Here is an 18,386-nt window from a genome sequence, read left to right on the forward strand (position 1 = left end):
GAATTTTAAGTAAGTGCCTCTTTGCTTTGATGGCTTGTGTTGACGTGCTGTTCATTCACAATTTCATAAAGCATAAAAGGGATGATGATCGACAGGTAAGATAAATCAAAATAGCTTCCGATTAAAATTCGTTCTATTCCCATGGTGCTTAGTCTTATGAAAAAAGCCAACAGGGTTGGAAAGCTGAGCAATAAACTTGTCCAGAAGAAAAAATCATTTTCAAAAGATTTTATTTTAAATGAAAAATAGAAAGGCAGCAGCAAGGCCATTCCCAAAATATAATTGGGCAGATAACTGGTTTGCAATACCAGCGGATTGTATGATTTTAAGGTTTCGAAATCCGGACAATTGATTAAAACCATCAAAATCAATAAGGCAAAGGTCAACACAAAAGCACTTGCATATTGCCATTGTTTCTGGAAACTAATTTTGCAAAAATCTTTAAAGACCAAAAGGATCAGCGGTATGGCGGTAATGCCGCGTGTTAAAACTAAAAACGATGTTGAAATACCCAAAAAAACCGGATGTTTGAAAATATCCTGTTTCCATTTTTGCTTGAGCAATACCACAAAACAGAAGACAAGAATCATATTGCTAAACAAATCGCTGATCGAAAATATTTCCCACCAATAAGCCGGTGCCATCAATAATAACACAAGATAATGGAAAGCTATTTTGATGGGCAAAGTTTTATAAAGCGTGAAGGCTAGCAGTAAAAAAGATGCCGCTTGCAGATAACCTACATTGCCCAATAAATAAAACGGCAAGCCTATGAGCAGAAGCCCTGGAAAATTGGAGGTTCTTCCATTCAAATGATCTGTAGCGGTGTATGGATAGTCTCCGTGTGACAAAGCCTGAACGGCAACATCCATGGCCGACCAGCGATCTACTTTCAAAGCATTTCCGTCGGTCATTATAGTGATGGTCAGAATAGCGATGAAAACAATGACAACGGTTGCTTTGAAATAATGTTTAAACGCTAATTTTTCTGCGATTTCGGTATGCAACGGATTTTTGAAAAGAAACACTCCAGCGATTAAAACGTAAAGAATGACCAATAGATAAACGGAGATGATATTTTGCCGAATGCCGTATTTACAAAGGAATAGTAAATTGATGAAGAGGTATAATAATTTAAAAAAGCTGTGAATATAGTTTTTGTTGGCAATCATCCTCAAATTGTATAGATGGCGTAAATATAAACTACATTCTTTTACGTACCAATTTATTTCAGTCTATAACTTCAATCACTTCATTTCAATTTATAATTTTATAATTTAATATAAAAATCTATTTTTCGTTATAAATTATAACTAATTTTGATTTTTTAGTTTTAATAAACCAATCAATACTTCAAATTTGCTTCACAATAAACAAAACAAAAAAAAATTATGTGCGGAATCGTATGCGCCTTTGACCTCAAGCAAAAATCAGAAACCCTAAGACCACAGGTTTTAGAAATGGCCAAAATCATTCGCCATCGCGGTCCGGACTGGAGCGGTATTTACAGCAATGACAAAGCCATTTTAGCGCACGAACGTTTGGCGATTGTCGATCCGGCTTCAGGAAAGCAACCGTTATTAAGCGAAGACAAGCAATTGGTTTTGGCGGCCAACGGAGAAATCTACAACCACAGAGCCTTGCGCAAACAATTTGAAGGGAAATATCATTTTCAAACTGAAAGCGATTGTGAAGTCATCTTAGCTTTATACCAAGAAAAAGGCGTTCACTTCATTGATGAGATGAATGGTATTTTTGGTTTCGCAATTTACGATGTGGCCAAAGACGAATATTTCATCGCCCGCGACCACATGGGAATCATTCCTTTGTACATCGGTTGGGATCAAAACGGTACTTTTTATGTGGCTTCAGAATTGAAAGCGCTCGAAGGCTACTGCACCAAAATCCAGCTGTTTCCTCCGGGGCATTATATGTCGAGCAGAGACGGAGAATTCGTCCAATGGTACAAACGCGAATGGACTGATTATGATGCGGTAAAAGAAAATGAAACGAGCATCGAAGCCATCAAAGTAGCTTTAGAAGCCGCCGTACACCGCCAGCTGATGAGCGACGTGCCTTATGGCGTTTTGCTTTCAGGCGGTTTGGATTCCTCAATCACTTCAGCCATTGCGAAAAAATATGCGCAGAAACGCATCGAATCCGGTGATACAGTAGATGCCTGGTATCCCCAACTGCACTCGTTTGCGGTTGGCCTCGAAGGTTCGCCGGATTTGATTGCTGCGCAAAAAGTAGCCGATCATTTGGGTACGATCCACCACGAAATAAAATTCACGATTCAGGAAGGTTTGGATGCCGTCCGCGATGTGATTTACAATATTGAAACCTATGATGTAACCACGATTAGAGCGTCCACACCGATGTATTTAATGGCCAGAGTCATCAAATCGATGGGCATTAAAATGGTCTTGTCTGGCGAAGGTTCGGATGAATTGTTCGGCGGTTATCTCTATTTTCATAAAGCGCCGAATGCGAGAGAATTCCATGAAGAAACCGTCCGCAAATTAAGCAAGCTGCACATGTACGATTGTTTGCGTGCCAACAAAAGTTTAGCCGCTTGGGGCATTGAAGGCCGCGTTCCGTTCCTCGATAAAGAATTCATGGATGTCGCGATGCGCATCAACCCACAAGATAAAATGATCAACGGCGAGCGCATGGAAAAATGGGTGCTTCGCAAAGCGTTTGAAGATATGCTTCCCGCAAGCGTGGCATGGCGTCAAAAAGAACAGTTCAGTGATGGCGTTGGTTACAGCTGGATTGATACTTTGAAAGAAATGGTAGCAAAAGAAATCTCAGACGAACAATTGGCCAATGCGAAATACAAATTCCCATTGCAGACTCCGACTTCGAAAGAAGAATATTATTACCGTTCGATTTTCCACGAACATTTCCCAAGCGATGCCGCGGCATTATCGGTTCCACAAGAAGCCTCTGTTGCCTGTAGCACCAAAATCGCTTTGGAATGGGACGAAGCGTTCAAAAACATGAACGATCCGTCAGGCAGAGCTGTCGCCAGTGTGCACGATGACGCTTATGTAAAAGTTTAAAGTTGAGTTAATATAAATAGTTTGGTTTTTTTTGAAAAGCGTTGATTTCGGTCGGCGCTTTTTTTTATTCCACAAACCGTTATTTAAAAAATCCGTGTAAATTAGCGTCATCTGCATCATCTGCGTGCTAAATTAAATTCCATGAAAATCACTCTTTCGTTTCAATTTTACGATTTACCCTTACAACATCCGTTCACGATTTCAAGATATACCGTCAATATTCAGAAAACAGTCATTGTCTGCATTTCTGATAGCGTTCATTCTGGCTATGGTGAAGCTACTGCCAATCCTTATTATCATAGCACTCAGGAACGTTTGACGGCAAGTTTGCTCAAGGTGAAACCGATAGTAGATTCAAGCGCGGAACTGCATCCAACGGAACTTTGGAAAAAATTATCTTCAATGATTCCGGAAGATTACTTCGCGTTATGCGCCGTCGATATTGCCTATTGGGATTTCTATGCGCGGAAAAACGGCAAAACTTTACGCAGTTATTGGTCGAATGAATCTGATAAAACGCCATTGACATCGTATACGATTGCAATAGATTCTCTTGAAATGATGCAGCAGAAAATCATCGAAAAACCTTGGCCGATATACAAGATCAAATTAGGAATGCCCGATGATATCGAAGTGGTGAAACAGTTGCGTAAAATAACCGATGCCGTTTTTCGCATAGACGCCAATTGCGCGTGGACGGCACAGCAAACCATCGATAATGCTGAGGTTTTAAAAGATATGAATGTTGAGTTCCTCGAACAACCCTTAAAAGCTGAAGATACCGAAGGCATGAAACACGTCAAAAAGCATTCAGTTTTACCTGTGATAGCCGATGAAAGTTGCCAGCGTGAAGCCGATGTTGAAAATTGCGCAGGAATCTTCCACGGCATCAACATCAAACTGATGAAATGTGGAGGCATTACACCGGCATTGCGCATGATTGAAAAAGCGCGTTCCAAAGGATTGTTACTCATGGCAGGCTGCATGACCGAATCTACGGTCGGGATTTCAGGGCTTTGTCAAATCGCTTCACTTTTGGATTATCTCGATGCCGATGGCGCCTTGCTTTTAAGCGCCGATATTGCCTATGGAGTTCACTTTGATTATGGTAAAATTCACTATGCAAAAGCTGCCGGAACCGGAGTCAAAATGCACTCAAAATAAATCAACAAAATGTTGATAACTTCCCATTTAAAAGCGGTGTTTCGGCTATGATATCATTACTGTTTTTATATATTTGCGTGTTAGACAAAAAATACATTTTTAGAGAAAATTTTTATGAGCGAAGAAATCAAGAAGCACAATTATTCAGCAGATAGTATTCAGGCATTAGAAGGGATGGAGCACGTCAGAATGCGTCCGTCGATGTATATTGGAGATGTAGGTGTAAGAGGGTTGCACCATTTGGTTTACGAAGTCGTAGACAACTCGATTGACGAGGCTATGGGCGGTCATTGCGACACCATTGGCGTAGCGATCAACGAAGACGGATCAGTCACGGTAGAAGATAACGGCCGTGGAATTCCTGTCGATATGCACAAAAAAGAGGGTGTTTCCGCACTTGAGGTCGTCATGACTAAAATTGGTGCCGGAGGTAAATTTGACAAAGATTCCTATAAGGTTTCCGGAGGACTTCACGGTGTTGGGGTTTCTGTAGTCAACGCGCTTTCAAAACATATGAAATCTACTGTTTTTAGAGACGGTAAAATATACGAACAGGAATACGAAAGAGGAAAAGCTTTATATCCGGTAAAACAAGTGGGTGAAACGACCAAAAGAGGAACGATGCAAACGTTCTATCCGGATGATACGATATTCACACAGACCACAGAATTCACTTATGATACGCTTTCGGCACGTATGCGTGAATTATCTTTCTTGAACAAAGGAATCACAATTACTTTTACTGACAAAAGAGAAGTCGATAAAGACGGCAATTTTGTTTCAGAAGTATTTCATTCCGATGAAGGTCTGAAAGAATACATCCGTTACCTCGATGGCAACCGCGAGCCGATCATTTCGCACGTGATTTCTATGGATAACGAAAAAGGCGAAATTCCGGTTGAGGTGGCTTTGATTTACAATACAAGTTACACGGAAAATATTTTTTCTTACGTCAACAATATCAATACACACGAAGGTGGAACGCATTTGCAAGGTTTTAGAACAGGTTTGACCCGTTCGTTGAAGAAATACGCTGATGCTTCGGGATTGCTCGATAAACTGAAGTTTGAAATTTCCGGAGATGATTTCCGTGAAGGATTGACCGCCATTGTTTCGGTAAAAGTAGCCGAGCCTCAGTTTGAAGGCCAGACCAAAACCAAATTGGGTAACCGAGAAGTAGTTTCTCCGGTGAGTCAGGCGGTCAGCGAAATGGTTGAAAATTATCTCGAGGAAAATCCAAATGATGCGAGAATCATCGTTCAGAAAGTCATCCTTGCAGCCCAAGCGCGTCATGCGGCGAAAAAAGCACGTGAGATGGTACAACGCAAAACCGTTTTAGGCGGTGGTGGTTTGCCAGGGAAATTGTCCGATTGTTCAGAGCAAGATCCGGCAAAATGTGAAGTTTACCTTGTCGAGGGAGATTCCGCAGGTGGAACGGCCAAACAAGGTCGCGACAGAAATTTCCAGGCGATTTTACCCTTGCGTGGTAAGATTCTGAACGTTGAAAAAGCGATGCACCACAAAGTATTCGAGAACGAAGAGATTCGAAATATCTTTACTGCATTAGGAGTAACGATAGGAACTGCTGAGGACAGCAAAGCCTTGAACTTAGAAAAACTGCGTTACCATAAAGTGATCATCATGTGTGATGCGGACGTCGATGGTAGCCACATCGCTACCTTAATATTAACGTTCTTCTTCCGCTTCATGAAAGAGCTGATTGAGGAAGGTCACGTTTATATCGCTGCGCCACCTTTATATTTGGTTAAAAAAGGAAACAAAAAAGAATATGCCTGGAACGACGACCAACGTGATATCGCGAATGAGAAAATGGGAGGAAGCGCCGCCATCCAACGTTATAAAGGTTTGGGTGAGATGAACGCAGAGCAATTGTGGGAAACCACTATGGATCCGAATTACAGAACCTTGCGTCAGGTGAATATCGACAGTTTGGCTGAAGCCGATCGTATTTTCTCGATGCTGATGGGTGATGAGGTTCCGCCTCGCCGTGAGTTCATTGAGAAGAATGCGGTATACGCGAACATCGACGCATAAAATTATTCTAAATTTTGAATTCTAAATTTTGAATAATTTGGAATTCGGAATGCATTCAAAATTTAAAATTCATAATTCAAAATAGAAAAAAATGAAAGTTACCATTGTAGGAGCAGGCAACGTAGGAGCGACCTGTGCTGATGTTATCGCTTACAGAGGAATCGCAAGCGAAGTTGTAGTATTGGATATCAAAGAAGGTTTTGCCGAAGGTAAGGCGATGGATATCAGTCAATGTACTGCAAATACGGGTTTCAATACGAAAGTGACCGGTATTACCAATGATTATTCTAAAACAGCGAACAGCGATGTCGTGGTAATCACTTCGGGAATTCCCAGAAAACCGGGCATGACACGTGAGGAATTGATCGGAATCAATGCCGGAATCGTGAAATCTGTAGTGGATAACGTACTCGCACATTCGCCAAACACGATTGTCGTTGTAGTTTCAAATCCTATGGATACAATGACTTATCTTGCTTTGAAAGCGACAGGTTTGCCAAAAAACAGAATCATCGGAATGGGCGGCGCTTTAGACAGCTCGCGTTTTAAATACTATTTGTCAAAAGCATTGGACAAACCAATCAATGATATTTCAGCTATGGTGATTGGTGGTCACGGCGATACGACGATGATTCCATTGACGCGTTTGGCTTCTTATAACGGAATTCCGGTTTCACAATTTTTGTCTCAGGAACAACTTGATAAAGTAGCCGCTGACACGATGGTTGGAGGAGCAACACTTACTGGATTGCTTGGAACTTCAGCTTGGTACGCACCTGGAGCTTCAGTAGCGTATTTAGTGGATAGCATCCTGAACGATCAAAAGAAAATGATTGCTTGTTCCGTAATGCTAGAAGGCGAATACGGGCAAAACGATATCTGTATCGGAGTGCCTTGCATCATCGGTAAAAATGGTATCGAGCAGATCATAGACATCAATTTGAATGACACTGAAAAAGCGGCTTTTGCTAAGAGTGCCGATGCGGTCAGAAATATGAACGCAGATTTGAAATCGGTTTTAGCTTAAGATTTTATACCTATTATAAAAGAGGCTGCAAGTATGCAGTCTTTTTTTTGAGATTAATCGACAAATAAATTGGTTAATCTTATCGTAAATTATATATTTGCTCGTTTTAAAAAATGCGAGGACGGTAGTGTTTTTAATATTTATTATAAATTTTAGAAATTCATTACAGTTTTAACAAACAAACGAAACATTACAAACAAAAATTAATTAATTATTAGTAATAATGCAGAATAGAGGACTCGTTAAATTTTTTGCAATTTTATTTGCATTGGTAAGTATTTACCAACTTTCTTTCACTTTCGTTTCACATAATGTTGAAAATGACGCTAAGATTTTTGCGAAAGGCAATTCCGAAAAAGAATTAAAGTATCTGGATTCGATCGGGAAAGAAAAAGTTTTCAATCTCGGATTTACTGATTTCACTTATAATGAAGTGAAAGACAAGAAAATCAACAAAGGTCTTGACCTTGAAGGTGGAATCAACGTGCAATTACAAATTTCCGTAAAAGACATCATCAAAGGATTGGCTAACAATTCTAAAAACCCTGTATTCAACCAGGCATTGGCTAATGCTACCAAAAATCGTCAGGGTAACGAAGATTACTTAGACGTATTCTTCAGAGAATTTGAAACGGCTGCAGCGGGAACTACTAAATTAGCTTCTCCGGATATTTTCGCTAACAAAACCTTAGGCGACGAGATCAATTTCAAAATGACTGATGACCAAGCTAAAAAAGTCATCCGAAGAAAAGTAGACGAATCTATTGAATCCGCTTTTGAGGTATTGAGAAAACGTATCGATAAATTCGGGGTTACGCAACCGAACATCCAAAAATTAGGACAATCAGGAAGAATCCTTGTGGAACTTCCGGGTGCTAAAGATGTAGACCGTATCAAAAAATTATTGCAAAGTACGGCGCAGTTGGAGTTCTGGGAAACTTACAAAATCGATGAGATGGGTAATTTCCTTATGGCGGCGAACAATGCTTTGAAAGCAACAGAAAAAGAAGTGGCTCCGGCTGCAGAAACCAAAACAGCGGTTAACGATTCCATCAACAAATTGTTGACGGATGATAAAGTAAAAGATTCAACGGCTACTAAAAAAGGACAAAATCCATTATTAGACAAATTTGTTAGCCAAGGTGGAGGCGCTATCTTAGCGGTTGTTGATCCTAAAGATACTGCTGCGATCAATACTTACTTGAAAAGACAAGACATCAAAAACTTATTGCCCGCTGACAAACGTTACGCAAAATTCGTTTGGGGAAAACCATCTGTAGATGTTGATGAGAAAACCAAAAAAGAAGTTACTACAGTTGGTTTATATGCTTTAAAAGGCAACAGAGACAACCAGGCTTCTATGAGTGGAGGTGTGGTTACGGATGCTAAAGATTCCTTCGACCAATTAGGAAAACCATCGGTAACAATGCAGATGAACGGTGCCGGTGCGAAAGCATGGGAAGAATTAACCGGAAAAGCCTACAGCACTAAAGGATATATCGCGATTGTTCTTGATGATATCGTATATTCTGCTCCGGGTGTAACCAGCGGTCCAATTTCAGGCGGACGTTCTGAAATCTCCGGTGTTTTTGATGTTACAGAAACTAAAGATTTAGCGAACGTACTAAGAGCCGGTAAATTGCCAGCGGCTGCAGAAATCGTACAATCAGAAGTAGTCGGGCCATCCTTAGGTCAGGAAGCTATTGACAACGGTACGACTTCAGCTTTAGTTGGATTGTTAATCGTTGCTTTATGGATGCTTGTCTATTACGGAAAAGCAGGTTGGTTCGCAAACATTGCTCTGATCATCAACTTATTGTTCTTATTCGGAATCTTAGCTAGCTTAGGTGCAGTATTGACTTTGCCGGGTATTGCAGGTATCGTACTGACAATGGGTACGGCAGTCGATGCGAACATCATCATCTATGAAAGGGCGAAAGAAGAACTCCGACTCGGAAAAACCATCGAAGAAGCGATCAAAGCGTCTTTCGGCTGGAAAGGAGCGATGCGTTCTATCGTCGATGCGAACGTAACCCACGTACTTACAGGTGCTGTGTTATTGATTTTCGGTACAGGTCCAATCCAAGGTTTTGCTACTACTTTATTGATTGGTATCGCAACGTCTTTATTCACCTCAATTTTCATCACCAGAATCCTTTTGGACTGGAGCGTCAACAAAGGCAACAAACTGACTTTCGTAACCGGTTTCTCTAAAAACTTCTTTACGAACTTCCATTTCGATTTCCTTAAGATCAAAAAATATACTTACGCATTCTCGATTATTGTATGTATCGTAAGTGTTGTTTCATTAGCAACGCACGGATTGAACTACGGTGTAGATTTCAAAGGCGGACGAACTTTCCAAGTGCGTTTCGAAAAACCGGTTTCTGCAGAATTGGTTCGCGAAGAATTGCTTAAAGTATTTGAAGGTAGCGCCGAAGCCAAAGTATTTGGAAAAGACAACCAATTGAAAATCACAACGAAATATAAAGTTGACGAATCAGGTTCAGAAGCCGATGCGGCGGTAAACAGAGTGCTTTACGACAACCTCAAAAAACATTTCAATGCCGATATGACTTATGAAAAATTCGTCAATATCTATGAAGGTAAGAAATGGGGTATCGTGCAAGGTTCAAAAGTTTCTGCAGCAGTTTCAGATGATATCAAAACCAATTCTTACTGGGCGGTGCTTGGCGCCATGTTCATCGTATGTTTATACTTGGTCATCAGTTTCAGAAAATGGCAATACAGTTTGGGTGCCCTTGCAGCGGTTGCGCATGACGTGATCTTCGTATTGGGAATGTACTCTTTATTGTGGAAATACATGCCATTCGGAATGGAAATCGACCAGCACTTCATCGCGGCGATTCTTACCGTTATCGGTTACTCGATGAACGATACCGTAATCGTATTCGACAGGGTTCGTGAATACCTTGGCGGTAAAGAAAAAGGAACTTTCAACCAGATCGTAAACAAATCAATCAACTCTACGATGTCAAGAACCATCAATACATCACTCACGATGATCTTGGTATTATTGATCATGTTCATCTTCGGTGGCGAATCGATCAGAGGATTCATCTTCGCGATGCTCATTGGTATCGTAGTAGGAACGTATTCTTCACTATTCATCGCAACGCCGGTATTGTGTGATACGATTTCTAAAGCAGAACACAAAAGAATCGAAGAAGAGCACAACCAAGCGTAATCTTCATTTCAGTTATAGCAAAAGCCCGATCGTGATGTCGGGCTTTTTTATTTTATCATTTTTTAGGAGCTGTTTCCCGCTATCCGTTACAAGTCCTCACTGCGTTCCGGGCTTTTCACTACTATCGGGGCTAGGGATTCAGTGCTTTTATTTAGCTGTGGTTTTACTTCCGGCCAGCGCGCCACCTGGCTCCTTCGCTAAAACAGTCCACCGGACTGTTTTTTAACGCTCGGCCCTAATCAGGGCTAGGGCATCCGTGGTTATTTTACGACTTTACCAATCCTAAGCAATAAAGGGAAATTAACGTGTCTGGTTTGGTTTCCAAAAGCGAGCTTCAAATCTTCAGCAATCAAATCTAAAGGATTGATGTTATTGGTTTTAATATAATGCTTCACCGCCGACCACGTATTGAGATAACCGATCAGATGGTCAAAGTTCCATTCATAAGAATTGTTGAAATGGGGCGCGCTGATTTCCTCAAAAGGAAAAGGAATCGTCCGGTAATGCTCGTCGATATAGCGTCTTTCGGCATCCCAATACGTACCAATGATGTCTTCGTAAAAAGTACTGATTAGTGCGTCAATTTCCGTTGAAATCTCCAATCGTCCGTAACCGATTACTACCAGTAAGGCATTGTCCTTTGCAGTTCGGTTCACTTCGCGATAGAACTTCTCAAAATCAAACCAATGAATGGCTTGCGCCACAACAATCAAATCGAAAGTGTTGTCCGGAAAGTCAGTTTGCTCCGCAGCCTGAACGGAATAATGGATGTTGTCTAATTTTGGAGCCTGGTTAATTTGCGCCTCGCTGATGTCTGTAGCGTAAACATTTTCAAAAAATGGAGAGAGTTTCACAGCCACTTGTCCATTTCCGGTACCACAATCCCAAGCCGTTTTAGGATTTGGAATAAGCGAATTCAAATAACTGAAAAACGCCTCCGGATAAGTCGGGCGATACAAAGCGTATTGGTCGGAAGCCGTTGAAAAGTTGTCTTTCATCAGCGTTTGTTTACAGATTGTTACTCTCCTGCAATAGGCTTGTCGGCAGTGAATACGAAATACAACCCGATCAGTATAAACGGAATGCTGAGCCATTGTCCTGTAGAAAACAAGCCAAGGTATTCTTCAATGCCGCCTTGGCTTTCTTTGACATATTCCACAACGAAACGCACTGTCCAAAGTAATATTAAGAATAATCCGAATAAGAAGCCCTGACGTTCTCTGACGTCGGTTTTCCAGTATAGGAAAAACAGGATTGCAAAAACGAATACATAACAAATCGATTCATATAATTGTGCCGGATGTTTGGCAGGAACTTCCTGTAAAAGTGCCGCAAATTTAGGATCATTGACAATCGCGTGATAAGCGTCTTTCGCATTGGGAATTTGCGTTCTGTTTATCGCATCGCGAGCGCTGAAATAATCCCTCACAAACCGGATTCCAAAAACGGAATCTGTGGTGGTTCCCACAATTTCAGAGTTGAAGAAGTTTCCGATACGCACAAATATAGCACCGCTAGCTACCGGAATAACCACGCGGTCGAGAACCCAAAGCATCGGGCGTTTCATGATGTTTTTGCTAAAGAAATACATTGCGACTATGATCGCAATGGCTGCGCCGTGACTCGCCAATCCTTGAAAACCCGTAAATTCAAAAACCGGATCAAAACGGAAAGGCAATAAAATTTCAGAAAGATGGTTGCTGTAGTATTCCCAATCGTAGAAGAACACGTGTCCGAGTCTTGCGCCGAGTAAGGTTGCTAAAACCGTCCAGATGAACAGCGAATCGAGTTTTTCTAGCGGTTCGTTTTCGCGTTCAAAAATACGCTTCATGATATACCAACCGAGTCCAAAAGCAATGACAAACATCAAGCTGTAATACCGGATGACAAAAAAACCGAGATCAATACCTTCTGTTGGATTCCAAATGATGGATAATGCTGTACTCATGGTTGGGGTTTTATGATTTCCTGTAAAAATAAAGATTTAAAATAAATTTTTCCTTAAAATAAGTTAATCTTTAGCGGTAGTTTTTTTCGGAGGCACCGGATCATAACCTGTTTTTCCCCACGGATGGCAACTCAAAATCCGTTTGATGGCGAGATAATTTCCATAGAAAATACCGTGCGTTTGGATGGCTTCGATTGCGTATTGCGAACAAGTCGGATCGAAACGACAGCTCGAAGGCGTAAACGGAGAAATCGCGGTCTGATAAAACCGAATCAAGAGGATGAACGGAAACCGAAGGATTTTCGCAAACATTTTATGAAGTTGTTAGTTTGCAGTTCGCAGTAAAGGTTCAAATCATCCGCCACTGCAAACCGTTAACTATGAATTATATGCTAAACGTAGTGCCGTCTTTTCCGTCTTTCAACTGAATGCCTATAGCAATCAACTGGTCGCGGATTTGGTCTGACATCGCGAAATTCTTGTTCGCGCGCGCTTCGTTACGCATGTTAATGAGCATGTGCACGACGCCTTCGAGTTTTTGGGTGTTGCTTCCGGTTTCTTTTTCGTTGGTCAGTCCTAAAACATCAAAGACAAACGCGTTGATCGTGGTTTTTAGAATGTCCAGATCGCCAGCCGTAATTGTAGCCGAACCGTCATTTAAGATGTTGATGAAACGAACGCCTTCAAACAAATGCGCAATCAGGATTGGCGTATTGAAATCGTCGTTCATTGCGTCATAACACCATTGTTTCCAACTGGCAACATCAACCGTCGATTGGCTTGCGGTTTTGATTTCACTTAAAAGTCCTAATGCTTCCATCAATCTGTTGTAGCCTTTTTCAGCAGCGACAATAGCGTCATCGGAAAAATCGAGTACGCTTCTGTAATGCGCCTGCAACATAAAAAATCTCGCGACACTTGGCGAAAACGCTTTGCTCAAAAACGGACTTTCACCCGTCAGGATCTCGCGCGGCAGAATATTGTTTCCGGTAGATTTTGCCATTTTCTTACCGTTTAAAGTAAGCATGTTGGCGTGCATCCAATAATTGACCGGTGTTTGTCCGGTGCAGGCTTCGTTCTGTGCGATTTCACATTCGTGGTGCGGGAATTTCAGATCCATGCCACCGCCGTGAATGTCAAAATGGTTGCCGAGATATTTGGTGCTCATCGCAGTACATTCGAGATGCCAGCCCGGGAAACCGTCGCCCCAAGGGGAAGGCCAGCGCATGATGTGTTGTGGTTCGGCTTTTTTCCAGAGTGCGAAATCCTGTGGGTTTCTCTTGTCGGATTGTCCGTCGGTGTCGCGCGTATTGGCGAGCATTTCTTCGATGTTGCGGCCGCTGAGTTTTCCGTAGTGGTTCGTTTCGTTGAATTTGACAACATCAAAATAAACGGAACCGTTAGATTCGTAACCGATCCCGCTTTCTATAATTTTTTTGACGATCTCAATTTGTTCGATGATATGACCGGTTGCTGTCGGCTCAATGCTTGGTGGCAGAAAATTGAACGCGTTCAGGATCTCGTGGAAATCTACGGTGTATTGTTGTACGACTTCCATAGGTTCGAGCTGTTCGAGCCTTGCTTTTTTGGCAATCTTGTCTTCGCCTTCATCGACGTCGTCTACGATATGCCCGACATCGGTGATGTTGCGCACATAACGCACTTTGTAACCCAAATGCAAAAAGTATCTGAAAATCACATCAAACGACATGAAGGTTCTGACGTTGCCCAAATGCACATTGCTGTATACGGTCGGGCCGCAGACATACATGCCGACATTGCCTTCGTGTATGGGTTGGAACAGTTCCTTCTCGCCCGAGAGTGAGTTGTATATTTTTAGCGTTTGATTTTTGTCGATTGGCATTGATGCGTGAATTTGATGTTTATGCGTAATCTTGGTACTGTTGCCCTAGCCCCGATCGTAATGAAAATCCTTTGGCGGCGGGGTTCGCCGCCAAAGATTGTATTGAAGAGCGGGATTGGCTTCTAAAAACTTTAAAACTTCGTGTCGAGCTTGATGAATTCCAAAAACTCTCTGCGTTTCAAATCGTCTTTAAATTGGCCGCCATATTCTGCTGTAACGGTACTGCTTTCGATATCGCGGATGCCTCTGGAATTGACACAAAGGTGTTTCGCATCGATGACGCAGGCTACGTCTTCAGTGCCCAGCGCGTGTTGCAATTCCTGTACGATCTGCATCGTAAGGCGTTCCTGAACCTGTGGGCGTTTGGCATAATAGTCTACGATGCGGTTCATTTTTGAAAGCCCGATGACGCGACCGCTGGAAATGTAAGCGACATGCGCTCTTCCGACAATCGGCAACATATGGTGTTCGCAAGTAGAGTAGAGCGTGATGTTTTTCTCTACGAGCATTTCGCCGTATTTGTAGTTGTTTTCGAACGTGGAAGCATTCGGTTTTTTGTTCGGGTTTAAGCCTCCGAAAAGTTCTTTTACAAACATTTTTGCGACACGGTTGGGTGTGCCTTTGAGACTGTCGTCCGTGAGGTCGATTCCGAGGGTGTGCAGGATGTTATGAACGTCTTTTTTTATCGATTCGATTTTTTGTTCGTCGGAGATGTCGAAGGCATCGTTCCGGATTGGGTTTGTGGCTTTAGTTGGGACATGGTTGTCTCCAATTTCATCATGAAATTCGTCGTTTGTTGTCATTAAATAAGTGAGATTTTGATAGCAATTCTTTTTCAGCTTCAAAGATAAATAATAAAAACTTAAGTATTCCAAAGGGTGTTAAATTTTAAACTTATTTAAATATAGAAACAAATTATTGTAAAAATTTTGTAAATTTCGCTGCCAAAAAAAACCAACAATGAAAAAGATTTTACTTTATTTTATACTCATTCTCATGGGTATAACTAAAATATATTCACAAAATTTAGCTGCCAACGGTGATTTTTCCTTAGGGAATAGTGGTTTCTTTTCCGACTATGCCAATGCAGCTACAAATACTGGTAATGCCTCTCCGCTCTTTGGAGTGGTCGCGGATCCGAGTACGTGGGATGCGAGTTATCCGGCCTGTACCGACCATACCGGTTCTTCAGGGAATATGCTGGTTTTAAATAGCGCGAACGTCAATAACATTGTTTGGAGAGAAACTATTCCGGTTACTCCTGGGAAAAATTATGCGTTCAGTTATTGGGTTCATTCTTTACAGAATACCGATCCTGCATCATTAAAAGTAGTAATCAATGGGGTTGCGGTCGGGACTGCTTCAACAGCTCCTGCTACGGCGGTTTGCGGAACTTGGCTCAAAATTACTGTGAACTGGAATTCTGGTGTAAGCAACGCTGCCATTGTTGATATTATGCATAATGCAACATTAATAGGAAATGCTTTTGCTATCGATGATATTACTTTTACCGCTTTGCCAACGGCAACGATTACGGGTACTAATTCGGTTTGTCAGAATAGTGTCGGGAATCTAATCACGTTTACCGGAGCTGATGGGATTGCGCCGTATACCTTTATTTATAACATCAATGGTGGTTCAAGTCAATCTATAATCACGACCACAGGAAGCAGTGTTACTTTGCCAATTCCTACCACTGCGACAGGTGTCTTCAATTACAATTTGGAGAGCGTTTCTTACGGAACTACTACCGTATATACCCAGAATCAAACCGGCACAGCAACAATTACGGTGCTTCCTTTGCCTACGGCGACCATCTTCGGAGATGCTTATGTTTGTTCCGGAGCTTCAGGTGTCGTTACTTTTGCTGGAACACCAAATGCAACCGTAAACTACACCATCAATAGCGGCCCGGTTCAAACAGTACTTTTGGACGGTTCAGGAAATGCTGCAGTTTCCTCTGGAGTATTAACGGCCAGTAGTGTTTATGAGTTGGTTACAGTTGATTCGAATGGAACCACGAATTGCAGTCAGCAGGTTACAGGATCTGCTACATTAAGTGTTCCTGCGGCATCAGCTTTTGGGAATACGACAATTTCTCCTGGAGGATCAGCAGTAATAACATTCTTTGGTACACCGGGAGTAACGGTGAATTTCACTTCTCCATTGGGTACTCATAGTGTTGTGTTAAGTGCAACCGGAGTAGGGTATTTCAATGTTCCTTACATAGATAGTACTACTATTTTTACGTTGGTTGACGCTACAGTTGGTGCTTGTTCGACAGCTTTGTCGGGTACTGTTACCATTACCGTTCGTGCGCTTTGTGATATCGCTAGTGCAGGAACCTTACCGCTTGCCGAGGTCAATATAATAGCACCTCAAGCGGTTTGTAATTTAGGACAATGTACCGATTTATTTGCAGAATATACGAAGATTGCCACTACTGATGATGGTGTTAGTACTACAGACGATTATGCAGTATGTTCTATTCCTTATGCACCTTCGTTTCCTTTCACAGGAGGAACTGTGCTCAACGCAACTTGCGATGACGCATGGTCTCCGATTGTTACCCTTCCTTTTGATTTCAATTTTTACGGCAACTGTTATAATAATGTTGTGATCGGATCAAATGGCCTTATCTCTTTTGATTTAGCCTACACTCCAAGTCCGTGTCCTATGCTACAGTATTGTGAATGGAATTATAATACAACAATTCCTAATGGAGGATTTCCTATCAAGAATGCTATTTATGGGGTGTATCAGGATACCAGAGTCGATACCGTGGCCGATTTGTCTACTCAAAATGTAAATTATTACGTATTAGATTCAGGACCGAATGCTGCTCCCAATAGAGTTTTTGTAGCGAATTTTAATAGATTAGATTTATTTGGCTGTGAGACTAGCCCGAACAAGCAAACCAGTCAAATCGTAATTCATGAAACTACTAATATTATTGAAGTTTTAGTAAACAAGAGAACTTCTTGTACGACTTGGACTAATCCTAACGGAATGATTGGTATTCAAAATCAAGCTGGAACAGCAGCCAAAGCAGCACCGGGGAGAAATTCAGGAACTTGGAGCGCCAATACTGAAGCTTGGCGTTTTTCTCCAATTGGAAAGCCAAGCGCTACGACTACAGAACTTAGTTGGGAGTTGAATGGCGGCCCAATCGGATCGATCAATGAAAATCCGTTGACGGTTTGTCCGACAGTTTCAGGTACTTATTCTGCAGTGGTTAAGTATAAAAAATGTAATGGCACTACAGTCAGAGTTCAAGATGATGTGACGGTTAACGTTGCGACACCCTTGCCGGTTATCAATCCGCAAAACATTACTTTTTGCTCTTCAACTTTGCCTCCCTATACAGTTGATATCGATCAAAATACAGCGATGTTGAGTACGATTCCAGTTGCTGATCAGGGCAATTATAGTATCACTTATTACGAGCGTTTTGATGATGCAAAATTTGCGGCTCCTAACAATATTACTAATTTGACAACTTATCAAGTGTCATTGGTTCCTAAGACAATATATGTTCGTATTGAAGATCTTGTCACGACAGGTTGTTATAATGTAAGGTCATTTGTAATCGATGTAGTGTCGAGTCCTTCTGGGACATTTTCTTATTCCGGATCACCTTATTGTAACAATGATTCAGTACTAAAATTACCAACACTGTTTTCTTTAACTGCGGGAGGTACTTTTACAGCTTCTTCTCCCAATTTGATAATCAACGGTACTACCGGCGCTATCACAGCTTCAGCAAGTCAAATAGGTATTTATACCGTAAGTTATGATATTCCGGCTACAGCTTTGTGCCCAGCATTTCATTATGATACTTTAGTGGAGATTATAGCCTGTAGTTGTAATGTCACAGCTTCCTCCTCATTAGAAACGGTTTGTGTAGGAATGGCGATACCTTTGATTACTTACACATCTTCTACAGTAGCGACTTCTGGATCGGTTCCAGCGGCAGATTTGCCACCAGGAGTCACGGGTTCTTTCTCAGGAAGTACCTTTACGATTTCGGGAACACCCACTACAGCTGGCACCTA

General features: G+C 41.7%; 11 protein-coding genes and 1 pseudogene. 6 read left to right on the top strand and 6 right to left on the bottom strand.

Annotation, left to right across the window (positions count from 1 at the left end; translation table 11 throughout):
• Positions 1 to 5: 5 nt before the first annotated feature.
• Positions 6 to 1,172 carry a hypothetical protein gene (locus Q0058_RS14445; protein WP_298225180.1) on the bottom strand — a complete coding sequence of 389 codons (1,167 nt, stop codon included), beginning with the start codon at positions 1,170 to 1,172 and terminating at the stop codon, positions 6 to 8.
• A 219-nt stretch (positions 1,173 to 1,391) separates the two neighbouring features.
• Between Q0058_RS14445 and asnB the strand changes: the two genes are divergently transcribed.
• The 5 genes from asnB to secDF all read left to right on the top strand — a co-directional run bounded on the left by asnB (position 1,392) and on the right by secDF (position 10,519).
• A complete protein-coding gene (gene asnB, locus Q0058_RS14450) occupies positions 1,392 to 3,065 on the top strand; it encodes an asparagine synthase B (protein WP_298225182.1) in 1,674 nt (557 codons plus the stop codon).
• Positions 3,066 to 3,206: 141 nt separating this feature from the next.
• Positions 3,207 to 4,229 carry a dipeptide epimerase gene (locus Q0058_RS14455; RefSeq protein ID WP_298225183.1) on the top strand — a complete coding sequence of 341 codons (1,023 nt, stop codon included), beginning with the start codon at positions 3,207 to 3,209 and terminating at the stop codon, positions 4,227 to 4,229.
• Positions 4,230 to 4,343: 114 nt separating this feature from the next.
• Complete coding sequence (gyrB, locus tag Q0058_RS14460) at positions 4,344 to 6,284, top strand: DNA topoisomerase (ATP-hydrolyzing) subunit B (protein WP_298225185.1); 1,941 nt, start codon at positions 4,344 to 4,346, stop codon at positions 6,282 to 6,284.
• A gap of 91 nt (positions 6,285 to 6,375) precedes the next feature.
• Complete coding sequence (mdh, locus tag Q0058_RS14465) at positions 6,376 to 7,311, top strand: malate dehydrogenase (RefSeq protein WP_298225187.1); 936 nt, start codon at positions 6,376 to 6,378, stop codon at positions 7,309 to 7,311.
• A gap of 223 nt (positions 7,312 to 7,534) precedes the next feature.
• On the top strand, positions 7,535 to 10,519 hold the full coding sequence (secDF, locus tag Q0058_RS14470; protein ID WP_298225189.1) for a protein translocase subunit SecDF: 2,985 nt from the start codon (positions 7,535 to 7,537) through the stop codon (positions 10,517 to 10,519).
• 260 nt (positions 10,520 to 10,779) lie between these two features.
• Here the strand turns inward: secDF and Q0058_RS14475 are convergent, their stop codons facing one another.
• The 5 genes from Q0058_RS14475 to folE form a co-directional block, all read right to left on the bottom strand.
• Positions 10,780 to 11,517: a class I SAM-dependent methyltransferase gene (locus Q0058_RS14475; protein WP_298225191.1), complete on the bottom strand. Its 738-nt coding sequence runs from the start codon at positions 11,515 to 11,517 to the stop codon at positions 10,780 to 10,782.
• 20 nt (positions 11,518 to 11,537) lie between these two features.
• The gene (gene lgt, locus Q0058_RS14480; protein WP_298225193.1) at positions 11,538 to 12,467 is read right to left on the bottom strand and encodes a prolipoprotein diacylglyceryl transferase; all 930 of its coding nucleotides are present in this window, start codon (positions 12,465 to 12,467) and stop codon (positions 11,538 to 11,540) included.
• A gap of 63 nt (positions 12,468 to 12,530) precedes the next feature.
• Positions 12,531 to 12,779, bottom strand: a complete 249-nt coding sequence (yidD, locus tag Q0058_RS14485) for a membrane protein insertion efficiency factor YidD (protein WP_298225195.1) — start codon at positions 12,777 to 12,779, stop codon at positions 12,531 to 12,533.
• A 73-nt stretch (positions 12,780 to 12,852) separates the two neighbouring features.
• The gene (gene cysS / locus Q0058_RS14490) at positions 12,853 to 14,331 is read right to left on the bottom strand and encodes a cysteine--tRNA ligase (RefSeq protein ID WP_298225197.1); all 1,479 of its coding nucleotides are present in this window, start codon (positions 14,329 to 14,331) and stop codon (positions 12,853 to 12,855) included.
• A 131-nt stretch (positions 14,332 to 14,462) separates the two neighbouring features.
• Positions 14,463 to 15,134, bottom strand: coding sequence for a GTP cyclohydrolase I FolE (folE, locus tag Q0058_RS14495; RefSeq protein WP_298225199.1), 672 nt, complete (start codon positions 15,132 to 15,134; stop codon positions 14,463 to 14,465).
• A 157-nt stretch (positions 15,135 to 15,291) separates the two neighbouring features.
• On the opposite strand from folE, the pseudogene Q0058_RS14500 reads away from it, so the two are divergent.
• Positions 15,292 to 18,386: pseudogene (locus Q0058_RS14500) on the top strand (hypothetical protein); the annotation flags it as partial.

The sequence above is a fragment of the Flavobacterium sp. genome, assembly GCF_027484705.1.
In the GTDB taxonomy this organism is placed as follows: domain Bacteria; phylum Bacteroidota; class Bacteroidia; order Flavobacteriales; family Flavobacteriaceae; genus Flavobacterium.

Excerpts from the sequence above, each read along its gene's own strand:
- Q0058_RS14445 (WP_298225180.1), bottom strand. The coding sequence starts at position 1,172 with ATGATTGCCAACAAAAACTATATTCACAGCTTTTTTAAATTATTATAC.
- asnB (WP_298225182.1), top strand. The coding sequence starts at position 1,392 with ATGTGCGGAATCGTATGCGCCTTTGACCTCAAGCAAAAATCAGAAACC.
- Q0058_RS14455 (WP_298225183.1), top strand. The coding sequence starts at position 3,207 with ATGAAAATCACTCTTTCGTTTCAATTTTACGATTTACCCTTACAACAT.
- gyrB (WP_298225185.1), top strand. The coding sequence starts at position 4,344 with ATGAGCGAAGAAATCAAGAAGCACAATTATTCAGCAGATAGTATTCAG.
- mdh (WP_298225187.1), top strand. The coding sequence starts at position 6,376 with ATGAAAGTTACCATTGTAGGAGCAGGCAACGTAGGAGCGACCTGTGCT.
- secDF (WP_298225189.1), top strand. The coding sequence starts at position 7,535 with ATGCAGAATAGAGGACTCGTTAAATTTTTTGCAATTTTATTTGCATTG.
- Q0058_RS14475 (WP_298225191.1), bottom strand. The coding sequence starts at position 11,517 with ATGAAAGACAACTTTTCAACGGCTTCCGACCAATACGCTTTGTATCGC.
- lgt (WP_298225193.1), bottom strand. The coding sequence starts at position 12,467 with ATGAGTACAGCATTATCCATCATTTGGAATCCAACAGAAGGTATTGAT.
- yidD (WP_298225195.1), bottom strand. The coding sequence starts at position 12,779 with ATGTTTGCGAAAATCCTTCGGTTTCCGTTCATCCTCTTGATTCGGTTT.
- cysS (WP_298225197.1), bottom strand. The coding sequence starts at position 14,331 with ATGCCAATCGACAAAAATCAAACGCTAAAAATATACAACTCACTCTCG.
- folE (WP_298225199.1), bottom strand. The coding sequence starts at position 15,134 with ATGACAACAAACGACGAATTTCATGATGAAATTGGAGACAACCATGTC.